The organism is Citrobacter sp. Colony219, from assembly GCF_019382635.1.
GTDB classification, from domain to species: domain Bacteria; phylum Pseudomonadota; class Gammaproteobacteria; order Enterobacterales; family Enterobacteriaceae; genus Citrobacter; species Citrobacter youngae.
The window spans coordinates 2,996,292-3,011,040 of record NZ_CP080033.1 but is presented as its reverse complement, the minus strand read 5'-3'; the positions used below and the strand labels follow the sequence as shown (position 1 = coordinate 3,011,040).

The 14,749-nt window shown below is 51.6% G+C and carries 14 protein-coding genes and 1 pseudogene; 9 read left to right on the top strand and 6 right to left on the bottom strand.

Annotated features, from left to right (window positions below; genetic code table 11):
- Positions 1 to 63 precede the first annotated feature (63 nt).
- The gene (gene pyk / locus JTI85_RS13515; protein WP_048211374.1) at positions 64 to 1,506 is read right to left on the bottom strand and encodes a pyruvate kinase; all 1,443 of its coding nucleotides are present in this window, start codon (positions 1,504 to 1,506) and stop codon (positions 64 to 66) included.
- A gap of 119 nt (positions 1,507 to 1,625) precedes the next feature.
- Entirely contained in the window at positions 1,626 to 2,495 is an 870-nt protein-coding gene (locus JTI85_RS13510) for a MurR/RpiR family transcriptional regulator (RefSeq protein ID WP_003034893.1), read from the bottom strand.
- Positions 2,496 to 2,862: 367 nt separating this feature from the next.
- On the opposite strand from JTI85_RS13510, the gene zwf reads away from it, so the two are divergent.
- The 3 genes from zwf (at position 2,863) to kdgA (ending at position 7,059) form a co-directional block, all read left to right on the top strand.
- Positions 2,863 to 4,338, top strand: a complete 1,476-nt coding sequence (zwf, locus tag JTI85_RS13505; RefSeq protein WP_061068076.1) for a glucose-6-phosphate dehydrogenase — start codon at positions 2,863 to 2,865, stop codon at positions 4,336 to 4,338.
- Between the two features lie 233 nt (positions 4,339 to 4,571).
- Entirely contained in the window at positions 4,572 to 6,383 is a 1,812-nt protein-coding gene (gene edd / locus JTI85_RS13500; protein WP_061068075.1) for a phosphogluconate dehydratase, read from the top strand.
- 34 nt (positions 6,384 to 6,417) lie between these two features.
- Complete coding sequence (gene kdgA / locus JTI85_RS13495) at positions 6,418 to 7,059, top strand: bifunctional 4-hydroxy-2-oxoglutarate aldolase/2-dehydro-3-deoxy-phosphogluconate aldolase (protein ID WP_003034901.1); 642 nt, start codon at positions 6,418 to 6,420, stop codon at positions 7,057 to 7,059.
- 102 nt (positions 7,060 to 7,161) lie between these two features.
- Here the strand turns inward: kdgA and purT are convergent, their stop codons facing one another.
- The gene (gene purT, locus JTI85_RS13490) at positions 7,162 to 8,340 is read right to left on the bottom strand and encodes a formate-dependent phosphoribosylglycinamide formyltransferase (protein ID WP_219351624.1); all 1,179 of its coding nucleotides are present in this window, start codon (positions 8,338 to 8,340) and stop codon (positions 7,162 to 7,164) included.
- 131 nt (positions 8,341 to 8,471) lie between these two features.
- Between purT and yebG the strand changes: the two genes are divergently transcribed.
- The 4 genes from yebG (at position 8,472) to ptrB (ending at position 12,132) form a co-directional block, all read left to right on the top strand.
- Positions 8,472 to 8,762, top strand: a complete 291-nt coding sequence (yebG, locus tag JTI85_RS13485) for a DNA damage-inducible protein YebG (RefSeq protein WP_048211378.1) — start codon at positions 8,472 to 8,474, stop codon at positions 8,760 to 8,762.
- 121 nt (positions 8,763 to 8,883) lie between these two features.
- Entirely contained in the window at positions 8,884 to 9,237 is a 354-nt protein-coding gene (gene yebF / locus JTI85_RS13480; RefSeq protein WP_003034909.1) for a protein YebF, read from the top strand.
- A gap of 94 nt (positions 9,238 to 9,331) precedes the next feature.
- Entirely contained in the window at positions 9,332 to 9,991 is a 660-nt protein-coding gene (locus JTI85_RS13475; protein WP_199963286.1) for a tellurite resistance TerB family protein, read from the top strand.
- Between the two features lie 86 nt (positions 9,992 to 10,077).
- Complete coding sequence (ptrB, locus tag JTI85_RS13470) at positions 10,078 to 12,132, top strand: oligopeptidase B (protein WP_219351623.1); 2,055 nt, start codon at positions 10,078 to 10,080, stop codon at positions 12,130 to 12,132.
- A gap of 2 nt (positions 12,133 to 12,134) precedes the next feature.
- Here ptrB and exoX read toward each other — a convergent pair whose 3' ends face one another.
- The 3 genes from exoX to JTI85_RS13455 form a co-directional block, all read right to left on the bottom strand.
- Positions 12,135 to 12,797 (bottom strand): exodeoxyribonuclease X, encoded by a 663-nt coding sequence (gene exoX / locus JTI85_RS13465; RefSeq protein ID WP_137345917.1) that lies wholly within the window; start codon positions 12,795 to 12,797, stop codon positions 12,135 to 12,137.
- Positions 12,798 to 12,819: 22 nt separating this feature from the next.
- A complete protein-coding gene (locus JTI85_RS13460) occupies positions 12,820 to 13,476 on the bottom strand; it encodes a carbon-nitrogen hydrolase family protein (protein WP_061068070.1) in 657 nt (218 codons plus the stop codon).
- Positions 13,477 to 13,582: 106 nt separating this feature from the next.
- Positions 13,583 to 13,813: a DNA polymerase III subunit theta gene (locus tag JTI85_RS13455; protein WP_005120732.1), complete on the bottom strand. Its 231-nt coding sequence runs from the start codon at positions 13,811 to 13,813 to the stop codon at positions 13,583 to 13,585.
- Between the two features lie 142 nt (positions 13,814 to 13,955).
- Between JTI85_RS13455 and yobA the strand changes: the two genes are divergently transcribed.
- Both yobA and JTI85_RS21475 read left to right on the top strand, forming a co-directional pair.
- Positions 13,956 to 14,330, top strand: coding sequence for a CopC domain-containing protein YobA (gene yobA, locus JTI85_RS13450; RefSeq protein ID WP_101742227.1), 375 nt, complete (start codon positions 13,956 to 13,958; stop codon positions 14,328 to 14,330).
- Positions 14,331 to 14,333: 3 nt separating this feature from the next.
- Positions 14,334 to 14,749: pseudogene (locus JTI85_RS21475) on the top strand (hypothetical protein); the annotation flags it as partial.

The window sequence follows — 14,749 nt, the reverse complement described above, 5'->3', positions numbered from 1 at the left end:
TTTTTTGTATCAGGCGACCTGTGCGCCTGATAAGTGAGTAATATCAGGCAGTCAGCAGCGTCGTTATTCTACAGTCAGAATACGTGTGGTGTTGGTGGAGCCGATGGTGCTCATGACATCACCCTGGGTCACAATCACCAGATCGCCTGACACCAGGTAGCCTTTGTCGCGCAGCAGATTGACCGCTTCGTTGGCAGCCATTACACCGTCAGTTTCGCTGTCAAAGTGGACCGGCGTAACGCCACGATACAGAGAGGTCAGATTCAGCGTACGCTCATGACGAGACATCGCGAAAATTGGCAGACCAGAACTGATGCGTGATGTCATCAGCGCAGTACGACCGGACTCGGTCATGGCGATGATAGCGGTAACGCCTTTCAGATGGTTCGCGGCATACATCGCTGACATGGCGATAGCTTCTTCGACATTATCAAACTGTACGTCAAGACGGTGTTTAGAAACGTTGATGCTCGGGATTTTCTCTGCACCCAGACATACGCGAGCCATAGCTGCGACGGTTTCCGCCGGGTACTGGCCTGCCGCAGTTTCGGCAGACAGCATGACGGCATCAGTCCCATCCAGCACGGCGTTTGCCACGTCCATGACTTCCGCACGTGTCGGCATTGGGTTAGTGATCATTGACTCCATCATCTGCGTTGCGGTAATAACCGCACGGTTCAGCTGACGTGCGCGACGGATCAACGCTTTCTGAATACCAACCAGCTCCGGGTCGCCAATTTCCACGCCCAGGTCGCCACGCGCGACCATTACCACGTCAGAGGCAAGGATGATGTCATCCATCGCATTCTGGTCGCAGACAGCTTCAGCACGCTCTACCTTGGCAACAATTTTCGCATCGCAGCCAGCGTCGCGCGCCAGGCGGCGGGCATAATTCAGATCTTCGCCACAGCGAGGGAAAGAAACCGCCAGATAGTCAACGCTGATTTGCGCTGCAGTAATGATGTCTGCTTTGTCTTTTTCCGTCAGAGCTTCAGCAGAAAGGCCACCGCCAAGTTTGTTGATACCTTTGTTGTTGGAGAGCGGGCCACCGACAGTGACTTCGGTGAAGACTTTCATACCCTGAACTTCCAGCACTTTGAGCTGTACGCGACCATCATCCAGCAGCAGGATATCGCCCGGCACGACGTCAGCAGGCAGGCCTTTGTAATCGATGCCGACTTTTTCTTTGTCGCCTTCACCTTTACCGAGGTTGGCGTCTAACAGGAATTTGTCGCCAACATTGAGAAATACCTTACCTTCTTTAAAGGTCGATACGCGGATTTTAGGTCCCTGCAGGTCACCCAAAATAGCTACATGACGTCCCAGTTTGGCGGCAATCTCACGGACTTTATCCGCCCGCAATTTGTGATCTTCTGGAGAGCCGTGCGAAAAGTTCATACGTACAACGTTCGCCCCAGCGGCGATAATTTTTTCAAGGTTGTTATCGCGGTCAGTTGCCGGGCCTAAGGTGGTAACGATTTTGGTTCTGCGAAGCCTTCTGGACATGTAATACTCCGTTGACTGAAACAACTTGGTGTTGCGTGAACATTAATCCGGCCGTTCTCGAACATAAATGGTAAAATGAACGACCCGGATGATAAAAGGGTAGAACATTGTTATTGCTTTTAGCGGTCATCACTCTTGATGAGTAATTCTTTATCAAAACGCGATTCCTTGAGCGCTTCCTTGACACGCTTCAAGTTATCTCTAAATTTTGCCCCACGGCGCAAAGTAAATCCCGTAGCCAGCACATCTATCACGGTAAGTTGAGCAAGTCGAGAGACCATAGGCATATAAATGTCAGTATCTTCCGGTACATCGAGGGTAATTGCCAGCGTTGCTTCACGTGCCAGCGGCGTACCAGGAGATGTCAGGGCAATCACCATGGCATCGTTTTCTCTTGCCAGTTGTGCCAGTTCCACCAGACTTTTGGTTCTTCCGGTGTGTGAAATGAGCACAATGACATCGTCATCACTACAATTCATACAGCTCATGCGTTGCAGTACGATGTCGTCGGAATAGATAACCGGTACGTTAAAGCGGAAAAATTTATTCATCGCGTCATGTGCTACCGCGGCGGAAGAACCTAAACCAAAGAAGGCAATTTTCTTCGCCTGGGTTAATAAATCTACTGCCCGGTTTACCGCCGCGTTATCCAGCGACTGGCGAACGTGGTCGAGGCTTGCCATCGCTGACTCGAAGATTTTCCCCGTGTAAGATTCAACGCTGTCATCCTCATCTACATTGCGATTAACATAAGGGGTACCATTTGCCAGACTTTGCGCCAGATGCAGTTTAAAATCAGGAAAGCCGCGGGTGTCCATGCTGCGACAGAAACGGTTCACCGTTGGCTCGCTGACATTCGCTTCTACAGCAAGTGCGGCGATACTTGAATGGATTGCCCGCTCGGGAGAGGCAAGAATAATGTCGGCGACTTTACGCTCTGACTTGCTCAAATGTTCCAGTTTTAACTGGATTTTTTCCAGCATATTCATGATGTAGGTAGACTCATGGGTCATGGGCAAAAACGATTTCAGCGATACGGGGAAACCGATACACAATTTAGTGTATAGATATTACCCCTGCTAATGCAGCAACGGGGCAAAATGGACAGAATAGTTGTTGTTTTTTTTCATTACATGATCGGAGTCGGATTTTCATACTTCGTCATGGGTACGAAAAATACGACTTTTTTATCCATTTTGATGGGTTATACGCCAATAAAGCGGCTGTTCGCGGTAACAGCACGGCTGGATAAGCGTTTACGGTTTCCGGATTCACGTAAAAGCAGTACAGTGCACTGTAATAAAATTACAACCAGTGTCTGGCAAAAGCACCAGGCACTTAATTGAGGAGAATGACATGGCGGTAACGCAAACAGCCCAGGCATGTGACCTGGTCATTTTCGGTGCGAAGGGTGACCTGGCGCGACGGAAATTGCTGCCTTCCCTGTATCAACTGGAAAAGGCCGGTCAGATTAACCCGGAAACCCGTATCATTGGGGTTGGGCGTGCTGATTGGGACAAAGCTGCCTATACCAAGGTTGTACGCGAAGCGCTCGAAACTTTCATGAAAGAAAAAATTGATGAAAGTTTATGGGAAACTCTCAGTGGCCGTCTGGAGTTTTGTAACCTGGACGTCAATGACACCGCCGCATTTAGCCGTCTGGGCGAGATGCTGGATCAAAAATCACGTACCACGATTAACTATTTCGCTATGCCGCCAAGCACCTTTGGCGCGATCTGCAAAGGCTTGGGTGAAGCAAAGCTGAATGCTAAACCCGCTCGCGTGGTGATGGAAAAACCGCTGGGCACGTCTCTGGCGACATCCCGTGAAATCAACGATCAGGTTGGCGAGTACTTCGAAGAGTGCCAGGTTTATCGTATTGACCACTATCTCGGGAAAGAGACGGTCCTGAACCTGTTGGCACTGCGTTTTGCCAACTCCCTGTTTGTGAACAACTGGGATAACCGCACTATCGATCACGTAGAAATTACCGTGGCTGAAGAGGTCGGTATTGAAGGCCGCTGGGGCTATTTTGACCAGGCCGGTCAAATGCGCGATATGATCCAGAACCACTTGCTGCAAATCCTCTGCATGATCGCAATGTCCCCTCCGGCTGATCTGAGCGCCGACAGCATTCGCGATGAGAAAGTGAAGGTCCTGAAATCGCTGCGTCGCATCGATCGCTCGAACGTGCGTGAAAAAACGGTTCGCGGCCAGTACACCACTGGTTTTGCCCAGGGTAAAAAGGTACCGGGTTACCTGGAAGAAGAGGGCGCGAATAAGAGCAGCAATACGGAAACGTTTGTGGCGATCCGCGTCGATATCGATAACTGGCGTTGGACGGGTGTACCGTTCTACCTGCGTACCGGTAAACGTTTACCAACCAAGTGCTCTGAAGTGGTGGTTTATTTCAAAACACCTGAGCTGAATCTGTTTAAAGAATCCTGGCAGGATCTGCCGCAGAACAAGTTGACTATTCGTTTGCAGCCTGATGAAGGGGTTGATATCCAGGTACTGAACAAAGTGCCGGGTCTGGACCACAAACATAATCTGCAGATCACTAAGCTGGATCTGAGCTACTCAGAAACCTTCAACCAAACGCACCTGGCCGACGCCTATGAGCGCCTGCTGTTGGAAACCATGCGCGGTATTCAGGCTCTGTTTGTGCGTCGCGATGAAGTCGAAGAAGCCTGGAAGTGGGTGGATTCAATTACTGAAGCCTGGGCGATGGATAACGAGTCGCCGAAGCCTTATCAGGCAGGAACCTGGGGACCAGTTGCGTCTGTGGCCATGATTACCCGTGACGGTCGTTCCTGGAACGAATTCGAGTAAAAGATCATCTAGCCATTAGGTGTTATTTTACCGGTAACATGATCTAACACAGATTGTAGAATAATTTTTGCACTTTTAAACCTCGCGTGGATTCACCCGCGAGGTTTTTTTTATTACACTGCCTGAAACGATTTTGCCCCTGAGCTACGGCTAACAAGCGATTCAGCTATATTTAGTAATGCTGAATACATTGTTTACCCAACCGCTCTGACAGATAAATTTTAGGAGCCTCTATGAATCCGAATTTGTTACGCGTAACACAACGTATCGTCGAACGTTCCCGGGACACGCGTTCCGCCTACCTCGCTCGAATCGAACAGGCTAAAACGACTACCGTCCATCGTTCACAGCTGGCATGCGGCAATCTGGCGCATGGTTTTGCCGCCTGTCAGCCGGAGGATAAAGCCTCGCTCAAAAGCATGTTGCGTAACAATATCGCGATCATTACCTCCTATAACGACATGCTTTCCGCACACCAGCCGTATGAACACTATCCGGCCATCATTCGCAAAGCACTACATGAAGCCAATGCGGTGGGCCAGGTTGCTGGTGGCGTACCTGCGATGTGCGACGGTGTGACCCAGGGCCAGGACGGTATGGAGCTTTCTCTGCTAAGTCGTGAAGTCATTGCGATGTCAGCGGCTGTAGGGCTCTCACACAATATGTTCGACGGTGCGTTGTTCCTCGGTGTATGTGACAAGATTGTCCCGGGCCTGGTCATGGCGGCGCTTTCCTTCGGTCATCTGCCTTCAATCTTCATCCCTTCAGGCCCGATGACGAGTGGTCTGGCGAACAAAGAGAAAGTGCGTATTCGTCAACTGTATGCCGAAGGCAAAGTGGATCGTATGGCACTGCTCGAATCCGAGGCTGCGTCTTATCATGCGCCGGGTACCTGTACGTTCTACGGCACCGCTAACACCAACCAGATGGTAGTGGAGTTCATGGGCATGCAGTTGCCAGGCTCCTCTTTTGTTCACCCGGATGCACCACTGCGTGAAGCATTGACCGCAGCGGCGGCCCGTCAGGTAACACGTCTGACCGGTAACGGTAATGAGTGGATGCCGATCGGGAAAATGATCGATGAAAAAGTGGTTGTGAACGGTATTGTGGCACTGCTGGCGACCGGCGGTTCAACCAACCATACGATGCACCTGGTAGCCATGGCGCGTGCAGCCGGTATTCTGATTAACTGGGATGACTTCTCCGATCTATCCGATATCGTGCCGCTGATGGCGCGTCTGTACCCGAATGGCCCGGCAGACATTAACCATTTCCAGGCTGCTGGCGGTGTGCCTGTATTAATGCGTGAACTGCTGAATGCGGGTCTGTTACATGAAGATGTGAACACTGTCGCTGGATTCGGTTTATCGCGCTACACCCTGGAGCCGTGGCTCAACAATGGTGAACTGGACTGGCGCGAAGGTGCGGAAAAATCACTGGACAGCAATGTGATTGCCGCCTTTGAACAGCCATTCTCCCATCACGGCGGCACTAAAGTACTGAGCGGTAACCTGGGGCGTGCGGTGATGAAAACCTCAGCTGTTCCAGTTGAAAATCAGGTGATTGAAGCGCCTGCAGTTGTTTTCGAAAGTCAGCATGATGTGTTACCGGCGTTTGATGCGGGTCTGCTTGACCGGGATTGTGTGGTCGTTGTGCGCCATCAGGGACCAAAAGCGAACGGAATGCCAGAATTACATAAACTCATGCCGCCACTTGGTGTATTATTGGACCGTTGTTTCAAAATTGCGTTAGTTACCGATGGACGACTTTCAGGTGCTTCAGGTAAAGTGCCTTCAGCAATCCATGTAACTCCAGAAGCTTACGATGGCGGGCTGCTGGCGAAAGTGCGCGATGGCGACATCATTCGTGTGAATGGACAGACAGGTGAATTAACGCTGCTGGTTGATGAAGAGGAACTTGCTTCCCGTCAGCCTCACATCCCTGACCTTAGCGCTTCGCGCGTGGGTACCGGGCGTGAAATGTTCAGCGCGTTGCGTGAAAAGCTGTCCGGTGCGGAGCAGGGCGCAACCTGTATCACTTTTTAAGACTTAATTTGTAATCAGGCGAGAGAAAACTCTGATGAAAAACTGGAAGACAAGTGCAGAAGCAATCCTGACCACTGGCCCGGTTGTACCGGTTATTGTGGTTAACAAACTGGAACACGCTGTGCCGATGGCAAAAGCGTTAGTTGCAGGGGGCGTGCGCGTTCTGGAAGTGACGTTACGTACCGCATGTGCGATGGATGCCATTCGCGCGATCGCCAAAGAAGTTCCGGATGCTATCGTTGGTGCGGGTACCGTACTGAATCCACAACAGCTGGCTGAAGTCACCGAAGCGGGTGCACAGTTCGCCATCAGCCCGGGTCTGACCGAGCCGCTGCTGAAAGCCGCAACTGAAGGCACTATTCCGTTGATCCCGGGTATCAGCACCGTTTCTGAACTGATGCTGGGTATGGACTACGGTTTGAAAGAGTTCAAATTCTTCCCGGCTGAAGCGAACGGTGGTACTAAAGCGCTGCAGGCGATTGCGGGTCCGTTCTCACAGGTCCGTTTCTGCCCAACCGGTGGTATCTCTCCAGCGAATTACCGCGACTACCTGGCACTGAAAAGCGTGCTGTGCATCGGCGGTTCCTGGCTGGTTCCGGCGGATGCGCTGGAAGCGGGTGATTACGATCGTATCACCAAACTGGCTCGCGAAGCGGTTGAAGGCGCGAAGCAGTAAGCTATCAACGTGTAAACCGAAGGCCCGATAAGAGGCGTTAGCGCCGATATCGGGCTTTGCCGGATGGGGTTTTACTGCCTCATCCGGTCTACGGCTCCGGTTTTAACCTGTCACTTTTACCTGTGAAGCCGCGTTTTTTGCGCGATCAACAGCTTCTTCAACACTTTCTGCAGTTGCCAGTACGACACCTAAACGACGCGTACCGTCGATTTCGGGTTTACCAAACAGACGTATCTGCAAACCCGCGCCAACGGCAGCATCCACATTATCAAAGGTAACGTTTTGGCTGCTTAGCTTCGGCAGGATCACCGCTGATGCTGACGGCCCATACTGGCGGATTGCGCCAACGGGAAGACCAAGGAATGCACGCACGTGCAGGGCAAACTCGGACAGATCCTGAGAAATCAGCGTCACCATACCCGTGTCGTGAGGGCGAGGGGAGACTTCGCTGAAAATCACTTCATCACCGCAGATAAACAGTTCGACCCCAAACAGTCCGTGGCCTCCCAGCGCCAGCACCACCTTACGGGCAATCTCCTGCGCGCGCGCCAGTGCCAGTTCACTCATCTGCTGCGGCTGCCAGGATTCACGATAGTCGCCGTCTTCCTGGCGATGACCTACCGGCGCGCAAAAATGTACGCCGTCAATGGCGCTGACGGTAAGCAGTGTGATTTCAAAATCGAAATTCACCACGCCTTCGACGATAACACGCCCGGCGCCAGCTCGCCCGCCCTGTTGGGCATAGTTCCAGGCTTCGGTTAGCTGTTCGGCGGAGCGGATAAAGCTCTGGCCTTTACCGGAAGAACTCATTACCGGTTTTACGATGCAGGGATAGCCGATTTCAGCGACGGCCTCGCGAAAGCGGACTTCACTGTCAGCAAAGCGGTAAGAAGAGGTCGGTAGAGACAATTCTTCGGCGGCGAGGCGACGGATTCCTTCCCGGTTCATGGTCAGTTGCGTTGCTCTTGCACATGGCACAACACGCTGGCCTTCCTGCTCCAGTTTTACCAGCATATCCGTGGCGATCGCCTCAATTTCCGGCACGATATAATGTGGTTTTTCACGCTCGACGAGCTGGCGTAATGCTTCGCCATCCAGCATGTTGATAACGTAGGAACGATGAGCAACGTGCATCGCTGGCGCGTCGGGGTAACGATCCACGGCAATGACTTCCACACCCAGGCGTTGACATTCAATTGCCACCTCTTTACCCAGTTCTCCCGAACCTAATAACATCACTCGCGTTGCTGCTGGACGCAGCGCTGTGCCTAATAACGTCATAAATCAATCCCCTGTTTTATCTGGGCGTAGTATATACGAAAACGTTTGCGTCTGTCTTTATTACCAGGTTGATTTCAGTGATGAAAAAGAATATGCTGTATATAAATACAGGTAATTTAAGAGGCTGCAAAATGGCGGTTGAAGTTAAATACGTAGTCATTCGGGAAGGTGAGGAAAAAATGTCGTTTACCAGCAAAAAGGAAGCCGATGCGTATGACAAGATGCTTGATACAGCCGATCTGCTCGACACATGGCTGGAGCAATCGCCAGTAGCGCTTGAAGACGAGCAGCGCGAAGCGCTTTCTCTGTGGCTGGCTGAGCAAAAAGATGTGCTAAGCGCCATCCTCAAAAACGGCAAGCTGCCTTCTCCACAGGTGGTCGACAACGACGCGCACGCTGAGGATGATACCCAGGCGGCCTGAAGCGACTTGCGCTCCTGATATTTTGTACCATGCTTTTCCCTGAATCATTGTGCAATCCCTGACGTTATTTCCCGTTGCTACAGGCAATCTGAATGACGAAGGGGAGATTAAGGAGAAAAGAATGTATAAAAAAAGAACGTTATTGAGCCTGCTGCTGCTGTCTGCCAGCGTATCTGTATTTGCGGCAAATATGGAAAGCAAAAACGTCCAGTTCCCCAAGTGTGAGGGACTGGACGCTAACGGTATTGCGGCGAGCGTGAAACGTGATTATCAACAAAATCGCATCGCGCGCTGGGCTGACGATCAAAAGCGCGTCGGGCAAGCCGATCCTGTCGCCTGGGTAAACACGCCCGATATTACGGGCAAAGACGGGAAATGGTCAGTCCCCCTGACTGTTCGCGGTAAAAGTGCGGATATTCACTATCAGGTAAAAGTCGACTGCAAAGCCGGAACGGCGGAGTATCAGCCGCAGTAACGGAGGTATTTGCACATCTTTTGATGACCTGAACACTTCCTGACATCCCCTCGGGTACGCTTTGATGATTATTCGTCTGTACTTGAGGGGCAAAATGGCTAACTGGCTAAATCAACTACAATCTCTTCTTGGGCAAAAGGGTTCCTCCGCGTCATCTTCTGGCGAGCAAGGGCTGAGTAAACTTCTCGTTCCAGGCGCGTTAGGCGGTCTGGCAGGATTACTGGTTGCTAACAAATCCTCACGAAAATTACTCAGTAAATACGGCACCAGCGCGCTTTTGGTTGGTGGTGGGGCGGTTGCCGGTACGGTTTTATGGAACAAGTACAAAGATAAGGTCCGTGCGGCGCATCAGGATGAGCCGCAGTTTGGTGCACAAAGCTCACCGCTGGATGAGCGAACCGAACGCCTGATTCTGGCGCTGGTTTTTGCGGCGAAAAGCGATGGCCATATTGATGCCAAAGAACGTAGCGCTATTGAGCAGCAGCTCCGTGAAGCGGGCGTGGAAGAGCAGGGCCGCATTCTGATTGAACGTGCGATTGAACAACCACTCGATCCTCAGCGTCTGGCTCAGGGGATCCGTAACGAAGAAGAAGCGCTAGAAATTTACTTCCTGAGCTGTGCGGCGATTGATATCGACCACTTTATGGAACGCAGTTATCTGAATGCATTGGGTGATGCGTTGAAGATCCCGCAGGATGTTCGTGAAGGGATTGAGCAGGATCTTAAGGAACAAAAACAGGCCCTGCCGGGTTAAATAGTTACCGCCAAGGCGCATGTTTCGCTTGCATCATTGCTGACTTTTGCCACCCTTATAGGATGATTAAGCAAAAGAACAATGACATGCTACCTAAAGCTCCTCGTATTCCCCACGCCATGACGCAGCATGGCGACACCCGCGTTGATAATTATTACTGGTTGCGAGATGACACCCGCTCGCAACCAGAAGTACTGAATTACCTGCAACAAGAAAATGCATATGGCCGCCAGGTGATGGCTTCGCAGCAAGCTTTGCAGGATCGTGTTCTGAAAGAGATTATCGACCGTATTCCCCCTCAGGATGTGTCTGCACCGTATGTGAAAAATGGGTACCGCTATCGCCATCTCTATGAACCGGGGTGCGAATATGCCATTTATCAACGTCAGTCTGCCTTCAGTGAAGAGTGGGATGAATGGGACACCTTGTTGGATGGTAACCAGCGCGCGGCCCACAGTGAGTTTTATACGCTGGGAGGACTGGCGATATCCCCGGATAACACCATTATGGCGCTGGCTGAGGATTATCTGTCCCGCCGGCAATATGGCGTGCGTTTTCGCAACTTACAAACGGGTAACTGGTACCCGGAGGTACTTGAAAACGTCGAGCCGGAATTAGTCTGGGCCAACGACTCGCAGACTTTCTATTATGTCCGCAAGCATGAAACCACATTGCTGCCGTATCAGGTCTGGCGGCATACCGTAGGCTCGCCATCATCACTGGATGAGCTGGTATATGAAGAAGCCGATGATATGTTTTATGTCAGTCTGCATAAAACCACCTCACAGCACTATGTTGTTATTCATATTGCGAGTGCAACCACCAGTGAGGTTCTGCTCATTGATGCAGAACTGGCTGATGCAGAGCCACTGGTCTTTTTAGCGCGACGCAAAGACCACGAATACAGTCTCGATCACTATCAGCACAATTTTTATCTGCGCTCCAACCGTCAGGGGAAAAATTTCGGCCTGTACCGTACCCGTGTTCGTGATGAGCAAGTCTGGGAGACGCTGATCCCTCCGCGTGACAACGTGATGCTGGAGGGCTTTACGCTGTTCACAGACTGGCTGGTGGTGGAAGAGCGCCAGCGGGGCTTAACCAGTCCGCGTCAGATCAATCGTAAAACGCGCGAAGTGGTCGGTATCGCCTTTGACGATCCGGCGTATGTGACATGGCTTGCCTATAACCCTGAGCCGGAGACCTCGCGCCTGCGTTATGGCTATTCCTCCATGACCACCCCGGATACGCTGTTTGAACTGGATATGGACACCGGAGAGCGTCGCGTGCTCAAGCAGACGGAGGTTCCCGGATTTGATGCGGCGAACTACCGTAGCGAACACGTATGGATCACCGCGCGGGATGGTACCGAGGTTCCGGTTTCGCTGGTTTACCATCAAAAGTACTTCCTGAAAGGAAAAAATCCGTTACTGGTTTACGGCTATGGCTCGTATGGCGCCAGCATGGACGCCGATTTCAGCAGCAGCCGCTTGAGCCTGCTGGATCGCGGCTTTGTTTATGCCATTGCCCATGTCCGTGGCGGCGGTGAGTTAGGGCAACAGTGGTACGAAGACGGTAAGTTTCTGCATAAGAAAAATACCTTCAATGATTATCTCGACGTCTGCGATGCACTGCTAAAAATGGGCTATGGCGCGCCTTCGCTATGTTATGGCATGGGAGGAAGCGCCGGAGGAATGTTAATGGGTGTTGCCATCAATGAGCGCCCCGAACTGTTTCATGGCGTCATTGCACAGGTGCCATTTGTCGATGTGCTGACCACAATGCTGGATGAGTCAATTCCACTGACGACCGGTGAGTTTGAAGAGTGGGGTAATCCGCAGGAGGAAGAGTATTACACCTACATGAAAAGCTACAGTCCGTATGACAATGTTACCGCGCAGGCTTATCCGCATCTGCTGGTGACAACGGGCTTGCACGACTCCCAGGTGCAATACTGGGAACCGGCAAAGTGGGTGGCAAAACTGCGTGAGCTGAAAACGGACGACCATCTGCTGTTACTCTGCACGGATATGGATTCCGGGCACGGCGGTAAATCCGGACGTTATAAATCTTACGAAGGTGTGGCCCTGGAATACGCGTTTTTGATTGGGCTGGCGCAGGGCACACTGCCTGGACAAGCGTAAACTCAGGCGTTATCCAGATAGTGTTTCAGCGTTAGGCGCAATTCCGGGCTCATATTGTCAAGGTTGTTAAACAGCCAGCGCAAATAGCCCGGATCGCGTTCAGCGACTTCAGATACCGGTTTCCCGCGGTATTTTCCGAAGGTAAATGTGGTTAGCAACGCAGGACGACCGGTGACATCGGCCATTTGCTCCGGGGTCCAGCCGGACGTCTTCATAATGTCGATCAGCAGTGCCGCTGTGATGTAGCAGTCATAAAGCGCGCGGTGGTGGTGCAGACCAGACGGCGTCTGGACGCTCAGCTTGCGGGATTTATAGAGCGCCATATTGCTGTATTTGATCCCCGGCCACAGACGGCGGGAAAGCTTCATGGTGCAAATCCATTCTCCTGGCATTTCGGGCAGCACACGCCGATCAAAACTGGCGTTATGCGCCACGTACCACTCGCTGCCGTAATAGTGCGGGATGACATCTTCAATCCACGGTTTATCCGCTACCATCGCTTCAGTGATGTGATGGATAGCCATGGCTTGTGGACTGATGGGACGGTCAGGACGCACCAGATGGCTCATGGGATTGACGATCGTTCCGTCAACGACATCGACAGACGCAATCTCAACAATGCCTCCCTGCAGACCACAGGTTTCTGTATCTATTATGCGCAACATGCCGGGCTCCAGACCAAAACGACTAGCGTAATGGAATGATATCACCTTGCCAACCCCGTGGCGTGCGTTGTCCGGTTAACAGTAACGAACCGCTGTCGGCGCGTACAATTAACCGACCACCTTCATCCCACAACGCGCTGCTTCCACGTGCATTGGCCATCAGCACCGCAATGGCGAATTTATGTGAAAAACTTTGCAGGCGCGAAGCGGAAGAGAGCAGTTCTGGTTCGCTGACGGACTGACAGGTTGTGAACAGCGAAAATGTCGGGTCGATATCAATACCTTCCGGCTGACTGTCGACTACGCTGATGGCATTTTGTTGCCTGGCGATACAGGCGCCATGGCTTTGATGAAACATTAACGGCGAGGTCATCCAGGGAGAGAAAAGCGCTATTCCTTTCACAAAGCGATCGTGATGCTCTACCGACAACCCGGCAATGATGGTCATACGATACGTGGCCGCAGCGTGGGCGAGGGGTTGCAATAACTCTTCATCAGGTGGGGCTGGGAGAGCGTCGTCTTCGTCCACACATCCCAACAGGGACAATGATGGAAAAACCAACAATTCGCATTGGCATTTAGCCGCTGCCTGAATGAACTGCAAATGATGGGCGACGTGTTCGCTTAATGATCGTTGAAGTGGTTCGTACTGCGCTGCAGCAATTTTCCAGTGTGACATAATGATTTCCTTTTCATAGTGTCTACAACCATCCTTAAATAGTAGATTAAGAATGTACTTATACTGTAGCAGGCATCATGTAAGGAATTGTAACTTAATATAAGGTTTATTTAACTTTAGGCTCGTAAGGTAAACGTGACAGGGAAACAGAAGCTAAACGGTGCGCGATCAGGCGTTCACGGAACCAGTCGCGTAAATGTGCAGGCTGTTCACGCTCGACTACTTCAGCAACGACAGGCATGTTGTAGCGCTCTTTAAATGCGACACCTGCCGCAGCGAGATCGACGTTAACCTTATCCATTTCTGCTTGCTCAAGTTTGGCCAGATTAATATTCATACGTTTTTCCTCATCTCTCCATTAGCGCGCAAAAGTTACTAAGAGTGCGCATTAATGGCAAGCCTGAAATGATGATTCTCGACTCGATCATTGTAGAAGGTTATTCTCTATAGATTAGACATAACAAAAAGGAATAGTTGAAATGGCTTCATCTGCATCTATGCTTCGCAGCGCTCTCATCGTACTCGCCAGCGTGCTGGCAACGCCCGCCGCCCTGGCGCATGCCCACCTCACAAAACAAAGCCCGGCGGCTAATGCCGAGGTTGCGGCATCTCCTCAGGCGTTGACGCTGAATTTTTCTGAAGGCGTAGAGCCGGGATTCAGCGGCGCAACGCTGACAGGTCCAAACAAAGAACAGATCAAAACGGGCAAGGCGTCACGCAGTGAGCAGGACAAAACACAGCTGATTGTTCCGCTTGATCAAACACTTGAAGCAGGAAAATATACGGTCGACTGGCACGTTGTTTCCGTGGATGGGCACAAGACGAAAGGACAATATAGCTTTAGCGTGAAATAACCGATGCTGGCGTTTACCTGGGTTGTACTGCGTTTTATCCATTTTACCACTTTGATGCTGGTGTTTGGTTGTGCGCTTTACGGCGCATGGCTGGCTCCCGTTTCGGTTCGTCGTTTGATGATGCGTCGTTTCTTGCATCTGCAACGGCATGCCGCAACGTGGAGCTTTATCAGCGCGACGCTGATGCTGGCGGTTCAGGGGGGATTAATGGGCGCGGGTTGGCAGGATGTCCTCTCCATCACCGTTTGGGGAGCTGTCCTGCAAACACAATTCGGGGGCGTCTGGCTGTGGCAAATTATCCTTGCGCTGGTCACTCTGGCGGTGACTATTATCGTACCGCGTAGTATGCCGCGACGACTGCTAATGCTGACGATTGCGCAGTTTATTCTGCTGGCGGGCGTTGGGCATGCGACATTGCA

Coding starts and splice junctions, on each gene's coding strand:
- pyk (WP_048211374.1), bottom strand. CDS start 1,506: ATGTCCAGAAGGCTTCGCAGAACCAAAATCGTTACCACCTTAGGCCCG.
- JTI85_RS13510 (WP_003034893.1), bottom strand. CDS start 2,495: ATGAATATGCTGGAAAAAATCCAGTTAAAACTGGAACATTTGAGCAAG.
- zwf (WP_061068076.1), top strand. CDS start 2,863: ATGGCGGTAACGCAAACAGCCCAGGCATGTGACCTGGTCATTTTCGGT.
- edd (WP_061068075.1), top strand. CDS start 4,572: ATGAATCCGAATTTGTTACGCGTAACACAACGTATCGTCGAACGTTCC.
- kdgA (WP_003034901.1), top strand. CDS start 6,418: ATGAAAAACTGGAAGACAAGTGCAGAAGCAATCCTGACCACTGGCCCG.
- purT (WP_219351624.1), bottom strand. CDS start 8,340: ATGACGTTATTAGGCACAGCGCTGCGTCCAGCAGCAACGCGAGTGATG.
- yebG (WP_048211378.1), top strand. CDS start 8,472: ATGGCGGTTGAAGTTAAATACGTAGTCATTCGGGAAGGTGAGGAAAAA.
- yebF (WP_003034909.1), top strand. CDS start 8,884: ATGTATAAAAAAAGAACGTTATTGAGCCTGCTGCTGCTGTCTGCCAGC.
- JTI85_RS13475 (WP_199963286.1), top strand. CDS start 9,332: ATGGCTAACTGGCTAAATCAACTACAATCTCTTCTTGGGCAAAAGGGT.
- ptrB (WP_219351623.1), top strand. CDS start 10,078: ATGCTACCTAAAGCTCCTCGTATTCCCCACGCCATGACGCAGCATGGC.
- exoX (WP_137345917.1), bottom strand. CDS start 12,797: ATGTTGCGCATAATAGATACAGAAACCTGTGGTCTGCAGGGAGGCATT.
- JTI85_RS13460 (WP_061068070.1), bottom strand. CDS start 13,476: ATGTCACACTGGAAAATTGCTGCAGCGCAGTACGAACCACTTCAACGA.
- JTI85_RS13455 (WP_005120732.1), bottom strand. CDS start 13,813: ATGAATATTAATCTGGCCAAACTTGAGCAAGCAGAAATGGATAAGGTT.
- yobA (WP_101742227.1), top strand. CDS start 13,956: ATGGCTTCATCTGCATCTATGCTTCGCAGCGCTCTCATCGTACTCGCC.